19 protein-coding genes are annotated in these 21,139 nt (G+C 47.4%); 17 read left to right on the forward strand and 2 right to left on the reverse strand.

Annotation, left to right across the window (positions count from 1 at the left end; all coding sequences use genetic code 11):
• The 14 genes from E0496_RS23455 (at position 1) to E0496_RS37240 (ending at position 15,875) form a co-directional block, all read left to right on the forward strand.
• A complete protein-coding gene (locus tag E0496_RS23455; RefSeq protein ID WP_141504192.1) occupies positions 1-537 on the forward strand; it encodes a PRC-barrel domain-containing protein in 537 nt (178 codons plus the stop codon).
• Positions 538-550: 13 nt separating this feature from the next.
• The gene (locus tag E0496_RS23460; RefSeq protein WP_139990934.1) at positions 551-748 is read left to right on the forward strand and encodes a hypothetical protein; all 198 of its coding nucleotides are present in this window, start codon (positions 551-553) and stop codon (positions 746-748) included.
• A 159-nt stretch (positions 749-907) separates the two neighbouring features.
• Positions 908-1,978: an AI-2E family transporter gene (locus E0496_RS23465; RefSeq protein WP_141504193.1), complete on the forward strand. Its 1,071-nt coding sequence runs from the start codon at positions 908-910 to the stop codon at positions 1,976-1,978.
• A 356-nt stretch (positions 1,979-2,334) separates the two neighbouring features.
• Positions 2,335-4,968, forward strand: a complete 2,634-nt coding sequence (gene alaS / locus E0496_RS23470) for an alanine--tRNA ligase (RefSeq protein ID WP_141504194.1) — start codon at positions 2,335-2,337, stop codon at positions 4,966-4,968.
• A gap of 50 nt (positions 4,969-5,018) precedes the next feature.
• Entirely contained in the window at positions 5,019-5,279 is a 261-nt protein-coding gene (locus E0496_RS23475) for an IreB family regulatory phosphoprotein (RefSeq protein ID WP_053377682.1), read from the forward strand.
• Between the two features lie 26 nt (positions 5,280-5,305).
• Positions 5,306-5,722 (forward strand): Holliday junction resolvase RuvX, encoded by a 417-nt coding sequence (gene ruvX, locus E0496_RS23480; protein WP_141504195.1) that lies wholly within the window; start codon positions 5,306-5,308, stop codon positions 5,720-5,722.
• An 8-nt stretch (positions 5,723-5,730) separates the two neighbouring features.
• Positions 5,731-6,027, forward strand: coding sequence for a DUF1292 domain-containing protein (locus E0496_RS23485; protein WP_139990930.1), 297 nt, complete (start codon positions 5,731-5,733; stop codon positions 6,025-6,027).
• On the forward strand, positions 6,027-6,338 hold the full coding sequence (locus E0496_RS23490; RefSeq protein WP_139990929.1) for a DUF1292 domain-containing protein: 312 nt from the start codon (positions 6,027-6,029) through the stop codon (positions 6,336-6,338). Before E0496_RS23485 ends, E0496_RS23490 begins: the two co-directional genes overlap by 1 nt.
• Before the next feature lie 299 nt (positions 6,339-6,637).
• Positions 6,638-7,753, forward strand: coding sequence for an endolytic transglycosylase MltG (gene mltG / locus E0496_RS23495; RefSeq protein ID WP_241674947.1), 1,116 nt, complete (start codon positions 6,638-6,640; stop codon positions 7,751-7,753).
• 50 nt (positions 7,754-7,803) lie between these two features.
• A complete protein-coding gene (locus tag E0496_RS23500; protein ID WP_141504196.1) occupies positions 7,804-8,736 on the forward strand; it encodes a peptidase U32 family protein in 933 nt (310 codons plus the stop codon).
• A gap of 74 nt (positions 8,737-8,810) precedes the next feature.
• Complete coding sequence (locus E0496_RS23505; RefSeq protein ID WP_141504197.1) at positions 8,811-10,073, forward strand: peptidase U32 family protein; 1,263 nt, start codon at positions 8,811-8,813, stop codon at positions 10,071-10,073.
• Between the two features lie 201 nt (positions 10,074-10,274).
• Complete coding sequence (locus E0496_RS23510; RefSeq protein ID WP_175598111.1) at positions 10,275-12,482, forward strand: methyl-accepting chemotaxis protein; 2,208 nt, start codon at positions 10,275-10,277, stop codon at positions 12,480-12,482.
• Positions 12,483-12,697: 215 nt separating this feature from the next.
• On the forward strand, positions 12,698-14,758 hold the full coding sequence (locus tag E0496_RS36635; protein ID WP_241674948.1) for a peptidoglycan D,D-transpeptidase FtsI family protein: 2,061 nt from the start codon (positions 12,698-12,700) through the stop codon (positions 14,756-14,758).
• A gap of 991 nt (positions 14,759-15,749) precedes the next feature.
• The gene (locus E0496_RS37240) at positions 15,750-15,875 is read left to right on the forward strand and encodes a hypothetical protein (protein ID WP_141504198.1); all 126 of its coding nucleotides are present in this window, start codon (positions 15,750-15,752) and stop codon (positions 15,873-15,875) included.
• A 425-nt stretch (positions 15,876-16,300) separates the two neighbouring features.
• On the opposite strand, the gene E0496_RS23530 is transcribed toward E0496_RS37240, so the two are convergent.
• Together E0496_RS23530 and ytvI are read right to left on the reverse strand one after the other, a co-directional pair.
• Positions 16,301-16,621 (reverse strand): antibiotic biosynthesis monooxygenase family protein, encoded by a 321-nt coding sequence (locus E0496_RS23530; RefSeq protein WP_141504199.1) that lies wholly within the window; start codon positions 16,619-16,621, stop codon positions 16,301-16,303.
• Positions 16,622-16,725: 104 nt separating this feature from the next.
• Positions 16,726-17,889: a sporulation integral membrane protein YtvI gene (ytvI, locus tag E0496_RS23535; RefSeq protein WP_141504200.1), complete on the reverse strand. Its 1,164-nt coding sequence runs from the start codon at positions 17,887-17,889 to the stop codon at positions 16,726-16,728.
• Between the two features lie 166 nt (positions 17,890-18,055).
• On the opposite strand from ytvI, the gene E0496_RS23540 reads away from it, so the two are divergent.
• From E0496_RS23540 to E0496_RS23550, 3 genes are all read left to right on the forward strand, one after another.
• Entirely contained in the window at positions 18,056-19,459 is a 1,404-nt protein-coding gene (locus E0496_RS23540) for a polysaccharide deacetylase family protein (protein ID WP_141504201.1), read from the forward strand.
• 175 nt (positions 19,460-19,634) lie between these two features.
• A complete protein-coding gene (locus tag E0496_RS23545; RefSeq protein WP_141504202.1) occupies positions 19,635-20,213 on the forward strand; it encodes an RNA polymerase sigma factor in 579 nt (192 codons plus the stop codon).
• Entirely contained in the window at positions 20,210-21,112 is a 903-nt protein-coding gene (locus tag E0496_RS23550; RefSeq protein WP_161601531.1) for an anti-sigma factor, read from the forward strand. Before E0496_RS23545 ends, E0496_RS23550 begins: the two co-directional genes overlap by 4 nt.
• Positions 21,113-21,139: the final 27 nt, after the last annotated feature.

Below are 21,139 nucleotides of genomic sequence, written 5' to 3' on the forward strand. Positions count from 1 at the left end.
GTGATTAAACTTCAACGGCTTATTGGACTTCCCGTCATCGTCATCCATTCCGGCAAGCTTGTTGGAAACGTTAAGGATGCTTGGTTCGACGAGCATTGGCAGCTGAAAGGCCTAATACTCGATTGTCCCAGGTGGTTTGTTTCATCTGTCAGAATAGTGGAGTGGCCCCACGTGTTATCCTGCGGTGAGGACGCCGTTATTATCGCAAGTGAAGCAGAGATCGTTCGGATGAAGTCGAAGCAAATGCTGCGCTCTTTTTACACAGGTATAGTGAAATTAAAGGATTTACCCGTTATAACGGTACAGGGCGAGCAACTTGGCCGAGTGTCCGATGTTTATTTTTACCCAAAAGAGGGTACACAAATAGTAGGCTACGAGCTTACGGACGGTTTTGTTTCGGATCTGATGGAAGGGCGCAGATGGCTGAGAGCGCCGAGTGATCCGGAAAACGTATTACTCGGGGAAGACGCGATTATTGTTCCTGCTGTCAGTGAAGCGGAATTGGAGCCTGTCGCAGCTTCCAATTTCAGAGAATAGGGAGAAATGAAAGATGATGAGATGTCCGAACTGCAATTCGAAAGATATCGGAAAAATCGGTTCCCACCAGTTCTATTGCTGGGGCTGCTTCATTGAGCTGACGGTTAACGGCGAGAAAATGTCGGTATACCAAGTGGAAGAGGACGGCACGTTAAGCTCGCTTGACGACCTGTTCTTCGAAGAGGAAATTACTCAGGTACATGTCAACTGATATAATGGAAGAATATTTACGAATATGGAAAGACGGTCACTGGCCGTCTTTTTTTTGCTGTTCGAGGATGAATTATACCGCTTTTACATATACTGAACTAGTTCCGCTTGTCCGGCTTTCTTAGCCTAGCGGGATAAAGAATGTTCGGGGGTGAGGGCGGTGGAGCGATTTACGAAGAGCCGTCTGTTTGTATGGCTGATCTACCTCATATTAGGGTTGCTCGCGATTTATTTGATGCTGCAAATTAAGCCGCTCATTGTGAATGTTTATATTTTTCTGAAGGCCGTGCTGGCTCCATTCATTATTGCCATGATTATTTCTTATGTCCTTAATCCAATTGTAACGATGCTGCATGATCGGAAAGTGCCAAGAACGATAGCGGTGCTGCTCATTTATGCTGTTTTTTGCGCAATGATTACCGTGCTGCTCGTTAATTTAATTCCGATGTTCATAGAGCAGGTGCAAGAGCTGAACAGGCATGTTCCGGAGCTGTCCATGCGCGCCCAAAATATCGTGACCGACATTAACAATACCTCCTTTTTACCGGAGAGCATCCGTGGCGGGCTTAACAAGTCTCTTGTTCATATTGAAAAAAAGCTGTCGGAGAGCCTGTTCAACTTTGTCAACAATATCGGATCAATGGTCAATGCGGTGTTTATCACATTCATTATTCCGTTTCTCGCCTTCTATATTCTAAAGGATTTTGATGTGTTTGAACGGACGGTCATCACTTATGTGCCGAAATCGCACCGCAAAAACACAGTAAGGCTGCTTAAGGACATTGATACAGCCCTTGGCAGCTATATCCGAGGCCAGTTCCTGGTTTGCATCATCGTAGGCGTTCTTGCTTATTGCGGATATTTGGTTATCGGCATGCCTTACGCCCTGCTGCTTGCCGGTATCGTGGCGATCACGAATGTCATTCCGTATCTGGGCCCCTTCTTCGGGGCTGCTCCCGCTTTGCTGATGGCGTCCACGGTTTCCATAAAGATGGTCATATTTGTAGGCATCATTAACGTACTTTGCCAAATACTCGAAGGCAACGTCATTTCTCCGCAGGTGGTCGGCAGGACACTACATATGCATCCCTTATCGATCATCTTCGCCCTGCTTGTCGGCGGGGAAATCGCGGGGATCGTAGGGATGATTTTGGCCGTTCCGATTTTTGCGGCGTGCAAGGTCATTATTCAGCATATGTTCGCGTATTACGTGCGGAGAAAGATTATTTGACAGGCCGTTGGGGTCTGGCTATAATTTTAAAATAATCAGCTGTAATTACATAGTTGTAAAAACGTTGACGAAATGAAGTAAGCCATTGCCCGTTAGCCAGAGAGAAAGCTTCTTCGCAGCTGATCCGCAGGGATCGCGATGCGTCGGTTGAGAAAGCTTTTATGACGAAGAGTGGCCGAAAGCTATTTTCGGAGTGTGAATAAACTTCATCGGTTGGACCCGTTATCGTCTAATGAAGGCGATTGTGCTTGCTGCTTGCAGCTGCGCAATAACCAGGGTGGTACCGCGAATCTATTCGTCCCTGTCTATGACAGGGGCGTTTTTTGTGTTTTATCATTTAAAGGGGGCAATTAATAATGAAAGCTAGTGAAATTCGGGCAAAATGGCTTGCTTTTTTTGAAAGCAAAGGCCATAAAATTGAACCAAGCGCATCGCTCGTTCCGCATAATGACCCATCCTTGCTATGGATAAATGCAGGCATGGCGCCACTGAAGTCGTATTTTGATGGACGTGTCGTACCGGAAAACCCGCGGATCACCAATTCGCAAAAATGTATTCGTACGAACGATATTGAGAATGTTGGCAAAACTCGCCGACACCATACGTTCTTCGAGATGTTGGGCAACTTCTCCATTGGCGATTACTTTAAAGAAGAAGCGATTACATGGGCGTGGGAATTTCTTACCGAGCCGAAATGGATCGGCTTCGATCCGAACCGCTTGTCGGTAACGGTATACCCTGAGGATAAGGAAGCTTTCGCTTTCTGGAATACAAAAATCGGTCTGCCTGCTGAGCGCATCTACAAGCTGGAAGAAAACTTCTGGGATATCGGCGAGGGCCCATGCGGACCTTGTACGGAAATTTTTTATGACCGCGGCGACAAATACGGCGACCTTTCGGATCCGGAATGCTGGCCAGGCGGAGAGAATGAGCGTTTCCTTGAAGTATGGAACGTCGTGTTTTCGCAGTTCAACCACAACAAGGATGGAAGTTATACGCCGCTGCCGATTAAAAACATCGATACAGGTGCAGGTCTGGAACGGTTTGCTTCGATTTTGCAGGACGTAGATTCCAACTTTGATACCGATTTGTTCCGTCCAATTATCGACCGTACTTGCGAGATTGCAAAGGTAACCTACAAAGCGAACGAAGAGCATGATGTGGCGCTTAAAGTCATTGCTGATCACATTCGAACGGTAGCGTTCGCAGTTGGTGACGGCGTTATGCCTTCTAATGAAGGACGAGGCTATATCATTCGCCGTTTGCTTCGCCGTGCCGTGCGTTATGGGAAAACCATTGGCATTGACCGTCCATTCCTGCATCAGCTGACAGCGATTGTCGGTGAGGTAATGGGCGTTTACTACCCAGAGGTTGTCGCCAAGCGCGAATTTATTGAGCGTGTCATCCGCACGGAAGAGGAACGCTTCCATGAAACGCTCTCCGATGGTCTGGCTATGCTGTCCGATCTTGTTGCAGCAGCTACCAAAGCAGGCAATAAGGAGATCAGCGGGGAAGATGCATTCAAGCTTTATGATACGTATGGCTTCCCGTTTGATTTGACGGAAGATTTTGCATCGGAGAACGGGATGACGGTTGATCGCGAAGGTTTTGATGCAGCAATGGAAGCGCAGCGCGACCGTGCGCGCTCGGCTCGCCAAGACACGGGCAGCATGAAGGTGCAGGGCGGACCGCTGGGTGATTTTACGATTAAAAGCGAGTTTGTTGGCTATAATGAACTGGTAACTGAAGTGAAAATTATAGCTATCGTGCATGGAGACAGCCTGGTGGAAGCAGCTGCTAACGGCAGCAAGGTTGCTGTTATTCTGGACCGAACGCCTTTCTATGCAGAGAGCGGCGGCCAGATCGGTGACAAAGGCTTGATCAGCGGCGAGGGCTTTGCACTTCAGGTGGAAGATGTAACTAAAGCACCGCACGGCCAAAGCGTCCACCATGCGGTCGTGATTTCCGGTTCTGTGCGCTTAGGCGAGACAGCAAAAGCTGTTGTAACCAAAACGGTTCGCGATGATGTTATCAAGAACCATACAGCCACACACTTACTCCACAAAGCGCTCAAAGAAGTGCTTGGAGACCATGTCAACCAAGCAGGATCGCTTGTTGAAGCAGAGAGATTGCGGTTCGACTTCTCTCACTTCGGCAGTATTACAGCTGAGGAGCTTGTGGAAATCGAACGCCGCGTGAATGAACAAATTTGGCTCGGTACAGCCGTGAATATAGAAACAAAGTCACTCGATGAAGCGAAGGCTATGGGCGCGATGGCTTTGTTCGGCGAGAAGTATGGCGATGAGGTGCGGGTTGTTCAGGTTGGAAGCTATAGCCTTGAGCTGTGCGGAGGCTGTCACGTGGGCAATACGTCGCAAATTGGACTGTTCAAGCTGCTTAGCGAGAGCGGAATCGGCTCAGGCGTACGAAGAATTGAAGCCGTAACAGGCAAGCATGCGTATAACTATTTGGAGGGTCAACTGGAATTGCTTAAGCAATCTGCAGTATTGCTGAAATCAAACACCAATGACGTGCCAAAACGAATTGAGTCATTGTTTGGCCAAGTGAAGGAACTCTCGCGTGACAATGAATCGCTGCAAGCGAAGCTGAGCCGGATCGAGGCAGGTTCCCTTGAGCAAAATGCAAAGACGGTTAACGGAGTTACCATATTGTGCGCTAAAGTCAATGCGCCGAACATGGACGCGCTTCGCGGCATCGTCGATGAATTGAAGCTTAAGCTTGAGTCCAGCGTAATCGTGCTTGGAGCGGTCTCTGAGGACAAGGTCAACCTTGCAGCGGCTGTTTCTGCGGATCTTGTCAAAAAAGGTTTCCATGCTGGAAAAATCGTAAAAGAAGCTGCCGTTCACGTTGGTGGCAGCGGCGGAGGCCGTCCAGATATGGCCCAGGCAGGCGGAAAAGATATCTCAAAGCTAGATGAAGCTTTGAAACTTGCGGAAGAACTGGTTCTTAGTCAAACAAATGTGATATGATATAAATGTATATCCCACTGAAAAGCGGTTTGGAAAGCGAGGTGCTGGCGATGAGTTCCATGGACAATACAATGAAATTTAACGTGAAGGCGGAGGGGGTTGAATCTTCTCAAGACATTCTGCTATCGGTGCATGAAGCGCTTCTAGAGAAAGAATATAATCCAATTAACCAGATCGTTGGGTATTTGCTGTCCGGAGATCCCGCGTATATTCCGCGGCATAACAACGCCAGGAGTTTAATTCGCAAGAAGGAACGAGACGAATTAATTGAAGAGCTTGTCCGGTTTTATCTAAACCACAAGAAACAATAACAAAGCAGGCAGGAGCCGGACAAGACATGAGATTGATGGGGTTGGACTATGGTGACCGCAATATTGGCGTAGCGGTCAGCGACGCCTTTCGCTGGACCGCGCAAGGTACTGGAGTCATTGAACGCAGACGCGATGGAAGTGAATTTGACCGCATTGCAGATTTGGTTAAAGAGCATGAGGTTAGTGAAATCGTTGTGGGTCTGCCTAAGAACATGAACGGTACCATCGGTCCGCGTGGCGAAATTAGTATGGAATTCGCGGAACAGATTAAGCAGAAACTAAACATACCTGTTCACCTTTGGGATGAAAGGCTGACAACGGTAGCTGCCGAACGAACGCTTATTGAAGCGGACGTCAGCCGGAAGAAGCGAAAGCTCGTAATCGACAAAATGGCGGCAACGCTTATTTTGCAAAATTATCTCGATTCTATAGCGAAAAGGTGAGGGTAAACATGACAAAAGAAGATCTGGAATTCGAAGAGCCGGAAATTATTTATATCCCGGATGAAGAAGGCAACGAAGAGGAATTCGAAGTCATCATGAAATTTGAAGTTGATGGTTCCGATCAGAAATATATGATGGTTGTTCCGGTCGCTGGCGAGAATGACGAGGAAGATGAAGTATACGCTTTCCGTTATGAAGAAGAAGGCGATGATCTGAAGCTCTACACGATTGAAGATGAAGAGGAATGGAACATGGTCGAGGAAACGTTTAACACGCTCCTTGGCGAGATGGAGGAAGAAAATTAATGTCTGGTACTGAGCATGAAGCGCCAAAAAAGCTGAATAGCTTAAGAGACGCTTTCGGAAACGAAATTGAACTGCAAGCCGATGACGGCAGCGTGGAAGTATACGATATCAAGGCTGAATTTCAACTTGGAGATCGTGTGTATGCCGCCCTTCAATCCGATCCGATGCGTGGCGAAGAAGATGTCGAGCTTTTCCGCGTCATTCAGGTTGGCGGAGAGCCGCAGCTGGAGAACATTGAAGATGATGAAGAGTGGGAAGCGGCGTCGGAGGCTTATGATGATTTGCTGTTCGCAACCGATGAGCGCCCTTAATAGAACCACTATAGTTTAGCAACGAAAGAGCGGTGTACAACCGCTCTTTCGTTCAAATAGAAGGCTTTAGTGGAGTTACACGATGAAGATATTTTCTATTTCTACGATAAACGGATACTGTCCTTTTGCAGAGGGCGGCCAAGCCGTTTATTCTTGCATGTAAGCATCTAATCTTACAAAGATTGTGAAATGATTATCCTAATATAAGTAAGCTGAACCATCTGAGACTGGTTTCGGCTGTCTTTGTCTGTGAAAATGGATAAAGTACAAATGAAGGAATATAAAAAGGGGGTCTAAGGTTGGACAAGTCATCGCAGCAGCCAGAGCAGCGCGACCAGTATTCATCGTCTGGTCCGAAGCGAAGCCGCATTACATTATGGGTCATTTTAAGCTTGCTAGGCATTATGATCATTGGAGCAGGGAGCGTAGCCTTTTACGTATGGAACAGCTTGCAGCCAACAGCTGCTGGGGAAATACAAAAGTTTGATATTCCAAAAGGTACGTCGGCAAATGAGGTTGCAGAATTACTTGAACAGCAAGGACTCATCAAAAACTCATTTATATTTAAGTATTATTTGAAGCTGAATGACCAAGGTTCGCGATTTCAAGCGGGACAATATGAGCTTAGCCCTGGAATGGACAAAGATGCGATTATCGCAAAGCTGAATGCCGGTGACACGGTAGCTGCGGAGACGATTCGCTTCACAATACCGGAAGGTTTCACTGTATTGCAAATTTCGGATAAGCTTGCAGCAGAGAAGCTTATTAATAAAGAAAAGTTTTTGAGTTTGGTTGCTTCGACGCAGGCATGGGGCGATGCCGAAGCTGTACGCTCTATACCGGAGAGCGATAAGCTGCACCAGCGCCTCGAAGGGTATCTCTTCCCTGAAACGTATGAAATGAAAAAGGAAAGCACGGAAGAGGATATTATCAAACGGATGATATCTGAGTTTGATCGGAAGCTGGCTATGCTGCCTGAAGGCTGGATGGATGTGCTGGAAGAGAAAAAAATGTCTTTGCATGAGCTGCTGACGATTGCCTCGTTGGTGGAGCGTGAGGTGGTCGTAGACGAAGAGAGAGCTCTTGTGGCAGGTGTAATCTATAATCGCCTTGCTGATGGAATGAAGCTTCAAATTGACGCAACCGTGCAATATTCCCTTGATAAGCCCAAAGAGCGGCTTTACGAGAAGGACCTGTTGGTGGATAGCCCTTATAACACGTATAAAGTAGAAGGCTTACCGCCAGGACCGATTGCCAGCCCAAGCTTCCATTCGATAGAAGCTGCTTTGTATCCTGAGGATACGGATTATTTCTTCTATGTGACGAAAAAAGACGGAAGCCAGTCGCATTTGTTCGCAAAAACGTATAAAGAGCATTTGAGAAACATCGAGAAGAGCAACCAGACCGCTGGCTAATTCTTTATTCGGTCAGTGATACAGCTCTAGGCAATTGAGGAGGATTAAGCATGGCTTACAAGCCGGAATTATTGGCTACGGCCAGATCGCTGGAAGAGCTTGAGCGGCTCATAGCCGCGGGCGCCGATGCTTTTGTTATCGGCGAGGCCCGTTACGGCATGCGGCTCTCAGGCGAGTTCAGCCAGGATATGATCGTACAGGCAGTAGAAATAGCAAAGCCAAAAGGAGTGCGAATCTACGCATCCTTAAACAATTTGATGGACAACGAAACCGCAGACTGCCTGGACGATTATGTCGCTTCACTTGCTGAAGCCGGCGTAGATGCCATTGTGTTCGGTGATCCTGCTGTTCTTATGGCGGCAAGGCAACATGCACCTGGCATTGCGTTGCATTGGAATGCGGAGATGACTTCGACTAACTTCGTCACTGCGGAATATTGGGGACGCAGAGGCGCATCCCGCTTTGTGCTCGCACGCGAGCTGAATATGGAGCAGGTGATCGAGACAGCGGCAAGCACGGCCCTTGAAACTCAAGTTCAAGTGCATGGAATGACGAATATTTATCATTCAAAGCGATCGCTTGTAGACAGCTATATGGAACATCAGTCGGAAACGGACAGGCTGCCCCGCAAAGACAAGGACCGCGGCTTGTATGTGATGGAAGCGGAGCGCCAGGATGAACGATACCCGATCTATGAGGATGCAAATGGCACCCACATCATGAGCTCTGACGATATTTGCATGGTCGAAAATTTACATGAGCTAATGGAGGCTGGCGTAACCAGTCTCAAGATTGAAGGAATAATGAAGCCGATCGAATACAATGAAATCGTTGTTCGCGCCTATCGGAATGCGATTGACGCATACACAGCTGATCCGGACGATTATTCGTTTCAGGAGGAATGGCTCGAAGCTATTCAGCAGGTGCAGGACCCTAATCGCGAGCTTAGCTACGGATTCTTTTATAAAGAGCAGGTCTACTAATCTATTCAGTTGAACTAAAAGAACATGCTTACGAAGTGAGTTTTGCTTCGCAAAACTTTAGGAGGTGCACAGCTATGACAACAACAGATAAGGTTGCTCCGCGTTACCAGGGAAAGCGGCACCGCTTGGACAAGCCAGAGCTTCTTGCTCCAGCGGGTAATCTGGAGAAGTTGAAATTTGCTATTCATTATGGTGCGGATGCGGTATATATCGGTGGGCAAAAATACGGCCTGCGTTCCAATGCCGACAACTTCAGCTTTGAAGAGATGAAGGAAGGCGTAGAATTCGCCAATCGTTATGGCGCCAAAGTATTTGTGGCAACGAATATTTATGCGCATAATGAGGATGTTGAGGGCTTGGAGGACTATCTTCGCTCATTGCAGGAGGCAGGAATTTCTGCCATTATTGCAGCTGATCCTGCCATTATCGAGACAGCGCAGCGTGTAGCTCCGAAGCTGGAGGTGCATTTGAGCACCCAACAATCGACACTTAACTGGCAGGCGGTTCAGTTTTGGAAGGAAGAGGGATTACCACGGGTGGTTCTGGCTCGAGAAACGAGCTTTAAGGATATAGCTGAAATCAAAAAGCATGTAGACATCGAGATCGAAGCGTTCATTCATGGCGCAATGTGCTCGTCCTTCTCTGGTCGCTGTGTGCTATCTAATCATTTTACCGATCGGGATTCGAACCGGGGCGGCTGCTCGCAGTCTTGCCGTTGGAAGTACGATTTATTCGTAGATGATATGCCGCTGTATCCGGAGGATGAAGATAAATTTACAATGGGCTCCAAGGATCTATGCATGATTGAGTATTTGCCTGAGCTAATTGAAGTTGGGGTAGATAGTTTTAAAATCGAAGGGCGAATGAAGAGCATCCACTACGTAGCAACGGTCGTAAATGTATACCGACAAGCGATTGATGCCTATTTCGCAGACCCAGAGCATTTTGAATTAAAGCGAGAATGGGTGGAAGAGATTAACAAGGCAGCTAATCGGCCTTTGAATACAGGCTTTTTCCTGGATGTACCTGGAGCGGAGGACCATATTTACGAACCGGAGGAGAAGGCGGCACCTTATGATTTTGCGGGAGTAGTGCTGGAGTATGATGCGAAGTCTGGATTTGCCACTGTTCAGCAGCGCAATCATTTTAAGCTCGGACAGGAAATTGAATTTGTTGGACCGCAAGGCACTTTCTTCAAGCAGACGATTACCGAGATTACGGATGCAGAGGGTGCTTCGCTGGAGGCAGCACGCCATCCGCTTCAGCATATTCGCATAAGGACGTTAAAGCCTGTAAAGCCAATGGATATGATGAGGAAGAAAATAGGAAAAAAGTAGAATAGAGCAGAGGCATGACTAGAGTCTTATTTTTTCTAAAAAATAAGGCTCTTTTTTTGTTTTTATTCTTATGAAATGACTAGTGTCTGTCGATATAAAATAATATACTGTAAATACACTATTAATACATATTTCGGCAAGATTCGCTAGCTGCATATGCACTATTTCAGACTTACAATATTGAAGGCGGTGTCTTACCCAATGAAAAATCCAGAAGAACAAAAAGCGAAGAAGTCGAAGCAAAAACAGCCGATTGGGCAGGGGAGCTCAGCGGTTAGCGGGAAGTCTGATTTAAATTTGAAAGCGCAATCAGGTTTGAAGGCTTTAACAGAAGCGGCAAAGTCAGGACTGAAGGGAACGAAGATGTCCAATCCTATCAAGTCAGTAGGCTTAAAGCTATTCTTAATTATTTTTTGCAGCATTATTGCATGTGTATTGACCGTAGGTCTATTGGCATATTCGAAGTCAAAGTCCATCATTGAAAGCAAAGTTTCCGATGCTAGCTTTGAAACGGTCAAGCAGGTAGCCAATAATCTTGATGTCATCTATAAGACCTATGAGGATTTGTCGCTGCAAATCTTAATTGATAAGGATTTCCATGAAATTGTACGGACGATGCTGGAGGCAAAGGATGATTACACACAGTTTGAATCCTCACGTAAATTAAGCGACAAAATGCAAAACTACAGTATGGGCAACAATACGATTGTCTCCATGATGCTGTTGCCAGTGAATCCTAAGCTTAGCACTGTAACTGCGGGCTCAGCTACAAGCAGCAGCGCTGAGAAGCTGATGCAATCGGCGTGGTTCAAGAAAACCATCGAAAATGCAGGCAAAACCAATTGGATTCCACCGCAGCCTGAAGGTTTATCGAATCCATCAAGCGTAGTTACGATTGGACTAAGCCGTCTAATTAAAGACACGACTTCAAGTGAAGCGTCTTATGTATTGTTATTAGAAATTCCTGCGGAATCGATTTCCGAACGTTACCGTGATGTTAATCTCGGAGAAGGCAGCCAAGTAGCGCTTGTTGACGAGAAGGGCCAATACATCACCAATTCGGATATTACCCTAATCGGCAAGGCAGCAAATATTACTCTGCCGCAAGAAGGGAACAAAGCGCAGCAGGACTCCGTGAAGATGACGACAACGGACGGCGAAGATGTGCTGGCTGCGTACAAAACATTCTCGACTATGGACTGGAAGCTAGTTGGAACAGTACCTGTAAAAGAGCTTGTGAAAGACGCTAAGGCGATCCAGAATATGACTTGGTTGACGGTGCTGATGGCAGCTGTCATCGCTATCGCAATTGGGTTTTTAGTCATTATGACGATTGCTCAGCCATTAGTTAAGCTCCGCAATTTGATGACAGAGGGTGCGAGCGGAAATCTTACGGTTCGTTCCGTCATGAAAAAACGGCAGGATGAGATCGGCGAGCTTAGTGAAAGTTTTAACCTTATGATGACGCAAATCAAGAGCTTGGCCATTCAGACGACACGTTCTGCTGAAGAGGTTTTGGTAACGGCAACCGAGTTAAGCGATGCCTCTAGAAAAACGGCGATTTCCGCTAAGGAGATTGCGGTTGCTACAGAAGAAATTGCAGGCGGTGCGACGAGTCTCGCGGTTGAGGCAGAGCGAGGCACTGATTTGACGGGACATATTGATGTTCAAATGAAAAAAGTAATTGATGCCAATGAACAGATGGTCAGCTCTGCGCAAGAAGTGGAGAAAGCGAGTCAGCAAGGTACGGCCTATATGGGCGTGCTTATTCAGAAGACCGGCATGACGGAGGAAATGACGCGCTCCATGGTCGAGAAGGTAGATGCGCTGAAGGTGAGCACGGGCTCTATCGTTAAAATTTTGGATGTGCTTAATAATTTGACGAAGCAAACGAATATTCTATCGTTGAATGCTACGATTGAAGCTGCACGGGCTGGGGCAGCAGGCAAAGGGTTTATGGTTGTTGCTGATGAGATCCGTAAGCTTGCAGATCAATCCCGCCAGTCTATCGATGTAGTTGGACAAATTACAGAAAAAATCAGAGGCGAAATCGACGAGACGGTTCTTGTGCTATCGGATGCTTATCCGCTCTTCCAAGAGCAAATTGGCTCCGTTAAAGAAGCGAACCAAATATTCTTGACGGTATCGAGCCAAATGGGCGAACTTACAGAAAAGCTTGATTTGGTAACCGATTCGATTGGTCAGCTGGATCAGTCTCAAGCTGTATTGTCGGATGCGATGACCAACGTAAGCGCAGTAGCCGAAGAGTCATCAGCTACGTCAGAGGAAGTCGCGTCTCTTAGTTCGGAGCAGCTTAGCATTAGTGATGGCATGGTAAGGCTGTCAGAGAAGCTGGATACGGTGTCCCGCGAGTTGAAGGAATCACTCTCCCAGTTTAAAATTGATTAACAGAGTATAGACGGGTATAACTGTATAATAAATAAGTTAGAGAGCTGTTCAGGACAATTGTGCTGAATGGCTCTTTTTTTTGATTAGGGAGGGAGGTTTGAAAGGATTTGGTTAAAGGCGATACTGAACATATATCGAATGGAGCGATGAGAATGTAGGCGTCGAGTATGCTCTGGCACGAATGAAAAGGGGCTCTATCTTCATGGTGAGGGAAAATGCTTAAACGGATATGGATTGCCGCTTGTTTGATTACTTTGATTATGGTTGTTTTTATCGGTCGGCTTGCGTGGCTTCAGCTCATGCCGGTTAGCTCTTCTGCATCGGTGCTTACTCCGCAGGCAAGCCGTGGCGGCTGGCAGCGGCTCTCGGTGCTGCAGCGCCAACGCAATTTGGTGCTGGATTCGGGGCGGGGCGATTTTTATGACCGTTACGGAACACCGGTTACCGGAGAAACTTATTTAGCTGCGGCTTTGTTTCCGATATTGCGTAAGGCGCGCGGCAGTGATGAGGGACTTAAAGAGTTAAGCAGCGTTTTAGGGGTGACTGAGGAACAGCTGCTGCAAAAATGGGATGCAGTGCGAGAGCCTGTCTTTTGGAAGGCGGAAGGTGAGCTTCAGCCTTTACGTCTTACGGAAGCTCAAACAGACAAAATAAAAAGGCTGAACCTAAATGGAATTCGTGTGCTTCCTTATCGCAACCGCTATTTGCCGGATTTTGAAGCGAAGCATTGGATCGGTTTTACGAGTCAGCATCCCGAATGGCTGCAAAGGGAATACGCGAATGAGCTGGCGGCGGGCAAAAGGAAGCTAGCGGAACAGGTGGGTGGCTCCGGCCTCGAGAAGTCGCTGGATAAGCTGCTGCATGGAGTAGGGCCGACCTCGGTCTCTTATTTTATGGATGGGAAAAATGCGCCGATGCAGGGTCTGGATATGCGGATTACGCAGCCTGGCAATCTCTATTACCCACTCAAAACGATAACGACCATTGATTTGAAATTACAAAACGAAATCGAAGTTTATTTGGACACGCAAGGCTTGCAAGAGGGGGCGGTTGTTGTGCTGGATGCGAATAATGCGGACATCATTGCTATGGTGTCTCGACCGAAGCTTAAGCCAGGACAGTTCATGACGGCAGATGGCACCGAATGGGAAAATCATGCGCTGAGGGCGGTTGCGCCGGGTTCTGTATTCAAGCTGGTAACCGAGGCAGCTGCGCTAGAGACAGGGGTAGTCAGGCGGAAGGAGACGTTTCTATGCAACGGGGAATATGGCAAGTATGGCCTGTCCTGCTGGAAGGAAGGCGGACATGGGAGGCTGACGCTTCAAGAGGGACTGGCACAGTCGTGCAATATCGTATTTGCGACGATTGCAGAACGATTGAAGGCGACAGAGCTGCAGCGAACAGCAGAAGCGCTGGGCATTGGTTTACAGGCCGGCTGGCATCGTGATCAGGCATTGGGCCCGTTTGGTGGTCCGCTGCGTCTGCTGGAGGAAGAGGAGGCAGGGCAGCTATTCGCACCGGTGCCAAGAAATTCGATTGGAAGGATGGCTGGCAGGAGTGAGGCTGGGGATGAGCGTGAGCAAGATGTGCATGAACAAGAGTTTGGGCAAGGACAAGGGCTTGAGCATTCTGTAAATGTAAGCTCAGCTAACGGCAGTATAAGGAGCGGAGCCGGGGGTTCAGGTGCTGCGAGCGCAAATAAGCGCGGCGGAAAGCTGGATGGTGCGCGAAAGGCGAGGGACCGGGCAGCGATGCTGGCAGCGGTCGATGGCGGAGTGCTCGCGCAAAGCGGCATTGGGCAGCGTGATGTTAGGATGACGCCGCTTCAGGCGGCGAATCTGATTGTAACGCTGCTGAATGGAGGGCGCGTTATGGAGCCGCGCCTCGTTAGTGAAATCCGCTATGCCAACGGCCAGCGGATGGTGAAGCTCCCCGTGCAGCGGGCGCAAACCAGCGGCCGGATTAAACCGGCCACTGCTTATGCGCTGCTGCGCGGCATGCAAGCGGTCGTCGACCATGGGACGGGTCGATCGATCCGCCAAGGGCTTTGGCGAGTGGCCGGGAAATCCGGCACCGCCGAGACGATTCGGGCCGGGTCCGCCCGCAACCACCAGTGGTTTGCGGGCTACGGCCCGGTCAAAAAGCCGCGCTACGCCATCGCCGTGCTCGTGGAAAACAAACCGCCTGGCAGCGCCAACCAGGCGACCAAGCTCTTTCGCGGCGTCATGGACATCGCCGCTCGTAACGATGGCAGCCATCGGGTAGACCCTAGCTGACCCGCAGCATGTCACACACAATGAAAACGTACATGATGCAACAAACAGCCTCCCGGTGCAAAGCCGGGAGGCTGTTTGTTGCATCGTGCATCTATATAAGTTGAACTAAAGTTTCTCGTTTTGGTCGCTGCGCGAGTTGATCATTCTATGGGGTCGCGGTTCTCCAGTCGATCTTCTCGCTTCGCATATCCTTCATTTCTTTCGTTCAACTTATCTATATCTCCAAAAACCAGCATATTCAGTTCATTTGGGGCCGCTGGGCTAGATTAGATCTATTTTTTAGACCTATTTCATCGATTTTGGCGATTTTCGCCAGATTAGATCTAAAAAATAGATCTATTTCTCCAAAACCCAGCCATATCCAGTTGGTTTGGGGCCTCGGGGCTGGATTAGATCTATTTTTTAGACCTATTTCATTGATTTCGGCTATTTTCGCCAGATTAGATCTAAAAATTAGATCTATATCTCCAAAACCCAGCCATATCCAGTTGATTTGGGGTCGCTGGGCTAGATTAGATCTATTTTTTAGACCTATCTCACCTATCTCACCTATCTCACCTATCACATCTATCTCATCCGTTTCTGCTATTTCTGCTGAATTTTCGAGACAAGTGATAACCATGGAAGTCGAACAGCAGATTAACAGGAACTGGAAAAATGGCTGAGATAACAGAAAAGCTGCCGGATATATGAACGCGATCAAACGATTTACTTACATGCTGTGAAGCTGATGCAGTGATCGAAATTGCGGAGATGATTCGTATAAAACCTGTAACGCTGAGCACTTCCATTCAATCTTACCAATGAAGAAAGGGTTGGATGGCTTCGTGATGGATGTCTCTACAGGCGCTCCTGGACAGTTGACTCCCTAGCAGACGATGATATCGAAACTTCAACATGAAGTTGTGCTTCCCGACAAGCACAATTGGACGCTGCTCTGGCTGCGGCTTATGTCAAGCGTGATTTTTAACGAAGCTGCACCATCACGAGTATGGCCAAATGGCTTCACCGATCGGGTCTCTGGTTTACCAGACCGATGTATACGCTCGAAGCTGCCGATGAGGGAAAGCAAACGAAGTTTGTGCGCGAACGGTTTCCTCACTTAAAAAAAGATTAATGAATGATAAGATTCACCAACTGCTGTTTGAAGACGAGAGTATGGTCCACGATTATTTATGGAGCAAATCCCCAATTATAAACGGACTATCATTGACCGAATGTGCTTCCGTATGGAATCTTCCTTCCAGGAGCATATTGAGTCTAAAATCATTAGTTGAACTTATATATAAGTCGAACCAAAGAAATATAGATTTAGCGAAGCGAGAAGATCACTTTGGAGAACCAGCTTAAAGAATGATCTGCTCGCGAAGCGATCAAATCGCAAATGGTTAGTTCAACTTAAATAGGAGTGATTTTTTCGTTTTACTTAGTTTGTCTAAGCGCGCAACTAGTAGTGAATTTGTCATTTATTTCATGTTTGTATAAGTCTTTCATTGGAATCGCCTAAACATTGTTACATTCTTTAGCTGCTGAATAATGGCCTCAGAAAAAATAATCCCGCTCGACTTTGCTAATTCTGAGGGCGAAGCTTTCGTACCATTCCGATTTGCCGCGCTCTTGCGCGACTTGATGGGCGGCATTTTCCTTCCAGTTTTTGATGGCATCGAGTGAAGCCCAATAGGAAACCGTAATGCCTAATTGCTCATCACGGGCCGATTCTATGCCAAGGTAGCCGCTCTGACGGGATGCCAGTTCGACCATTTTGTCGGCCATTTGACCATATCCCCGGTTTCCCTCCGTGCGCTGTGAAGAGAAAATAACCGCGTAATACGGAGGCTTGGGTGTGTTTGCAATTCCGCTCATGTCGTATAGCGCCTCCAATGATCAGGTTATTTTCATTAAACAAGCGGGGCAAGCTCCAGCAGGAATTCCTCGCTGTTAACTTGCCCCGTTTGTTTGGCTTTTTGTTATATCTTCTTATCCTCGCGGCTCTCTTCATCAAGAGGCGGAATTTTGGCCGCAGCGCTTCCGCCTGATGGGGTGTCGAACTCTCCCAGCGGTGCATGAATCCAGCGGTGAAAATAGCCTTGATCGTACAGCGCCTTGAGGAGGATCATGAGTATCGGCGAGAGAATAACACCGGCTATGCCGAACAACGATAGCGAGACAATCATGAAGGCGAGCATCGTAAAGGCAGATACGCCAAGCGAATCGCCTGTGATTTTGGGTTCAAGGATTTGACGCGTCAGCACAACGACTAAAAATAAGACGGAGAGCCAGATGGCGAGCGATACCTTGCCTACAATGATCAAATAAATAATCCAAGGAATGAAGATGGTGCCTACACCAAGCAACGGCAAAATATCGAAAATGGCGGATGCGACCGCGATGACGAAGGCATTTTCTACTCGAAGCAGCAGCAAAGAGATCAAGATAACGACGAAGGTGATACTGATCATTTTGGCCTGCGCCTTGATGTAGAGAGCAATGCCCTTGAACACGTTGTTACGCAGGAAAAAGAAAGCAGATTTGAACGTATTCGGCGTTTTGTCCTCCGCTGTTTTCTTCCAGGTCGTAATTTCTATACTTAAGAAATAAGCTAATATAATCCCGACGACAAAGTTAAAGATGAAGGTCGAGAATGAAGAGACATAGCCTACAATATTGTGCAGCACAGTCTGACCAAACTTGACGAGCGTAGAGGAGGCTCCTTCAATGAGGTCCTTGGAACGTTGAACGAGATCCAAATCAGCAGGCGTCGTTCCGAAACGCTGTTGAACTTCTTCCGTGATATTGGCAATCTGCACGGCAAGTAATTTCTGATATTTGGGGAAATTATTATAAAGCTCAGTGCCTTGTTTCGTTAGCAGATAAGCAGCGCCGGAGAAAGCGGCAAGAATGAGCAGCGTGAACAAAAGAACAGATATGCCGGATGCGATCGATTTTTTCATTCCGAGCTTGTTCAACCGTTTTGCTAGCGGCTCGATGCACAAGAAAATAAGAAAGGAAAAAAATATAGGCGTTGCAATTCGGTACAAATAGCTGAAGGAAAACATAATTAAATAGACAGTTAATGCGATGAGGGCGATGTCAAAAGCAGTTCGCCAGTACTTTTTATAAAACGGCAGCATAGTGTTTCCCCTTCTTTTTCCATAATCATTATTCCATAAAGATTGTACTATAGTTTTTAAAAAGATGCCTATTTTTTATTGCGTTATGCTACAATTAAAGCTACTGTTGTTGTTTTGTACCGCTATCCATTCGTCGACTAAATCATATAACGGTGGGGAAAACAAAATGGAGAATTTACTCTTATGGGGATTATACGTGGCATCCTTCTATGCGTTTCTTCCAGGTCTCATCAGCCGTACATTTGGGTTTCGGGTATTCAAGAAGGGGCGCGTGGAGAAGGAGATTTCCCTTACCTTCGATGATGGTCCCGATCCTGTTTATACGCCCAAGCTGCTTGACTTGCTAGCCCGCTACAATGCGAAGGCAACCTTTTTTATCGTTGGCTCGCATGCAGAGGGACAGGAAGAACTGCTGCGCCGGATGAAGGATGAAGGCCATAATCTTGGTATTCATAATTACGTTCATAAATCGAATTGGCTGATGCGTCCTCGAACGGTGAAACGTCAAATCGAGCGTACAGTTGCTATTATTGAACAAGCAACAGGCATACGGTCGACTTATTATCGGCCTCCCTGGGGAATCATAAACGTTTTTGATTACGGAAACCTAGGTTACTTGCAAATTGTATTATGGTCTGCGATGTTCGGAGATTGGCGAATTCGATTGGGCTCGGAACGCTTGAAGAAGCGGATGCTTAAGAAGCTTAGACCAGGCGAAGTCATGCTGCTGCATGATTGCGGAATGACCTTCGGGGCAGACAAGGATGCGCCGCAAAATATGCTGATTGCACTCGAAGCTTATTTGGAGGAAGGAACGAAGCGAGGTTTCCGGTTTGTCGGCATCGAGGAAATGATGAAGCTGACTGAGGCTGCTCGCGCCGCGTATTCTCCATTCTGGAAGAAAGCAATGGTATCGCTTTGGCTGCTATGGGAAAGAGCCTTTCATGTCATGTTCCGTTTGAAAACGGTAGGCGATGTGAAGGATGCTGCATTCCATTATCGCGTAACAACATACAACGGAGAAAATGTTGAATTCGCAAAGGGCGGACGAGTGGAAAAAGGCGACCGCGTTGCAGAGCTGCATTTTGACAACAAAAAATTGTCTTCGATTGCAGCCACCTCCAAATCCCCAGTTGCCACTGGCATACGCATGCTTCGTGAAGTAGAGCAGGCGCTTCCGCTGCTTGCGAACCAGCTTGCTGCAGATCATGAAGCAAATGATATAAAAGCGGTATACGGCGTAACGATGATTCATCGCGGTGCTGATCGGTTGGGCTTTGAAATTTTTCAATTGCCTGAAGGATGGTTTGCTAGATCGACGCGTATTTATTTGCGCATTTTAATTCGAGTGCTGACGAACACGAAGCAGAATGCCAAGGGGAAGAAAAAAAGGGATACGATCTCGCCTCGTATGCTGCTCATGCCCGTCAATACGATTAGGCAATATGCGACGGTTCAACTGAGCAAGGTGCAAGAGGAAGCGGAGCGATTAACTGATGTTGTAGAACGAACAATAAGCGCAGCAGCCGACGAAGCTGCGCAGCTAGGTACGAAAACAACAGCCATATAATAAGGTTTGATCTAACAGCTGTTCAAGACCAGTTCTTGAACAGCTGTTTTTTTTTTTTTTGGAGCTACAGTTAACCAACTTAGTGATTTCTATAGCATTTTCGATGAAAAGGTTTTCCTTTTTGACGTGAAAAAGTTATGATGATGACACAATGCTTGCGAGGAGGGAACTCTTAATGGGGGAGTCAGCAACAGACGAGCTGCTCATCCAGAAAATTGCAAACCGCGATTCCGCTGCCTTAGAACAGCTATATGACCGCTATGAGCGCCAGATTTACTCCTTTGTTTATCGGATCGTTAAGGACGCTATGGCGGCTGAAGAGGTCGTGCAGGAATTGTTCATTCGGGTATGGAATTCGGCAGAGCGTCTGGATACAGGCGAAGCAGCCGGGAAAATCAGCAGCTGGATGTTTACAATTGCGCGCAATTTATCTGTCGATTGGATAAGAAAACAAGGAAGAAAGCCTTTAGAAGCTTCTGAGGAAGGTGTGCTGGAGAGAGTAGCCGCATTCAAATCCACAGAGCAAGAGGTTGAACATAAAATGCTCGGCGAGCAAATGCAGGAAGCGCTTCGCGAGCTGAACGAGGATCAGAAGCAGGTCGTTGATCTGATTTATTTTAAGGGATACACGCAGCAGGAAGTAAGCTTAAATCAGGACATACCGCTAGGAACCGTCAAGAGCAGGGTACGGCTTGCTTTAAAACAGCTCCGAAAGCGATTTGAAACGACAAGGAAGGAGGGGGTATGGCCATGAGGCTTTCGCGTAAAGGAATTTGTGAAGATGTTGAAGTCTATTTGCTGGGCGGCTTGGACCAAGAGGACAAGCTGGAATTTGAAGCGCATTTGCCGGAATGCGAAGAGTGCAGGCATATGTTGGAGGAGTTGTCCTCGGTGATCAATGTGCTGCCGTTAACGGTTGAGCCGGTACAGCCCCCTTCGGGAATGAAAGCAAGAATTCTTGCAGCAGTTGCGGATGCCGATCAGGAGAAGCACTCGGAGCAAAACTCTCAAAACGCTCAAAAGGCACGAAGTTCGAGTGCTTTAATAGCTGACGGCTCAAAAGAAGCTCCGACTGAGCGTAAGCCTGCTGAATTTGATTATTCTGAAAGCCGAGTTGGCAAGCGAATGGTGAACAAGCCTAAAGGAAAAAGGTGGTTAATGCCAACGATTGCCGCTGCAGCAGCCGTGCTTCTCCTCGTCTCTGCTGGGCTGTATCAGAGGGTGAATCATTTGAATGGAGAAGCGGATACGCTGGCAGCGCAAGTGCAGGAGCTACAAAGCCAACTTGCCGCCATTGATCAACCTCCTACAGGGACACAAGTTAATCATGTTGTAGCTTTATCTCCGACCATACCCGATATTGTCGCACAAGGACTTGCAACCATCGTGATTGATGATAAAGGGATGCACTTGATCGTACAGGCAGAAAATTTGCCAAAGCTGACAAAAGATGAGGCTTTTCAAGTATGGCTGCTGAAGGAAGGAAAGCCGGTGAATGCCGGAACATTCCTGACGCAAGAGGGAACAGGTGCGCTTTATTATACGTTTGCGCCAGATGAGTATGATCAAATTGCGATTACCCATGAGCCGGATGCCAAGGGCTTACAGCCACGTGGAGAAATTGTACTTGCGGGCAGCTTGCTGCCAGCCTAATTTAGTTGAAAAAGGAGTGTCGGCTAT

Source organism: Paenibacillus luteus, assembly GCF_006542765.1.
Taxonomy (GTDB): Bacteria; Bacillota; Bacilli; order Paenibacillales; family Paenibacillaceae; genus Pristimantibacillus; species Pristimantibacillus luteus.

What these genes read in the sequence shown, in the direction of transcription:
- E0496_RS23460 (WP_139990934.1), top strand. Translation starts at nt 551, where the DNA reads ATGATGAGATGTCCGAACTGCAATTCGAAAGATATCGGAAAAATCGGT.
- alaS (WP_141504194.1), top strand. Translation starts at nt 2,335, where the DNA reads ATGAAAGCTAGTGAAATTCGGGCAAAATGGCTTGCTTTTTTTGAAAGC.
- E0496_RS23475 (WP_053377682.1), top strand. Translation starts at nt 5,019, where the DNA reads ATGAGTTCCATGGACAATACAATGAAATTTAACGTGAAGGCGGAGGGG.
- ruvX (WP_141504195.1), top strand. Translation starts at nt 5,306, where the DNA reads ATGAGATTGATGGGGTTGGACTATGGTGACCGCAATATTGGCGTAGCG.
- E0496_RS23485 (WP_139990930.1), top strand. Translation starts at nt 5,731, where the DNA reads ATGACAAAAGAAGATCTGGAATTCGAAGAGCCGGAAATTATTTATATC.
- E0496_RS23490 (WP_139990929.1), top strand. Translation starts at nt 6,027, where the DNA reads ATGTCTGGTACTGAGCATGAAGCGCCAAAAAAGCTGAATAGCTTAAGA.
- E0496_RS23500 (WP_141504196.1), top strand. Translation starts at nt 7,804, where the DNA reads ATGGCTTACAAGCCGGAATTATTGGCTACGGCCAGATCGCTGGAAGAG.
- E0496_RS23505 (WP_141504197.1), top strand. Translation starts at nt 8,811, where the DNA reads ATGACAACAACAGATAAGGTTGCTCCGCGTTACCAGGGAAAGCGGCAC.
- E0496_RS23510 (WP_175598111.1), top strand. Translation starts at nt 10,275, where the DNA reads ATGAAAAATCCAGAAGAACAAAAAGCGAAGAAGTCGAAGCAAAAACAG.
- E0496_RS36635 (WP_241674948.1), top strand. Translation starts at nt 12,698, where the DNA reads ATGCTTAAACGGATATGGATTGCCGCTTGTTTGATTACTTTGATTATG.
- E0496_RS37240 (WP_141504198.1), top strand. Translation starts at nt 15,750, where the DNA reads ATGGCCAAATGGCTTCACCGATCGGGTCTCTGGTTTACCAGACCGATG.
- E0496_RS23530 (WP_141504199.1), bottom strand. Translation starts at nt 16,621, where the DNA reads ATGAGCGGAATTGCAAACACACCCAAGCCTCCGTATTACGCGGTTATT.
- ytvI (WP_141504200.1), bottom strand. Translation starts at nt 17,889, where the DNA reads ATGCTGCCGTTTTATAAAAAGTACTGGCGAACTGCTTTTGACATCGCC.
- E0496_RS23540 (WP_141504201.1), top strand. Translation starts at nt 18,056, where the DNA reads ATGGAGAATTTACTCTTATGGGGATTATACGTGGCATCCTTCTATGCG.
- E0496_RS23545 (WP_141504202.1), top strand. Translation starts at nt 19,635, where the DNA reads ATGGGGGAGTCAGCAACAGACGAGCTGCTCATCCAGAAAATTGCAAAC.
- E0496_RS23550 (WP_161601531.1), top strand. Translation starts at nt 20,210, where the DNA reads ATGAGGCTTTCGCGTAAAGGAATTTGTGAAGATGTTGAAGTCTATTTG.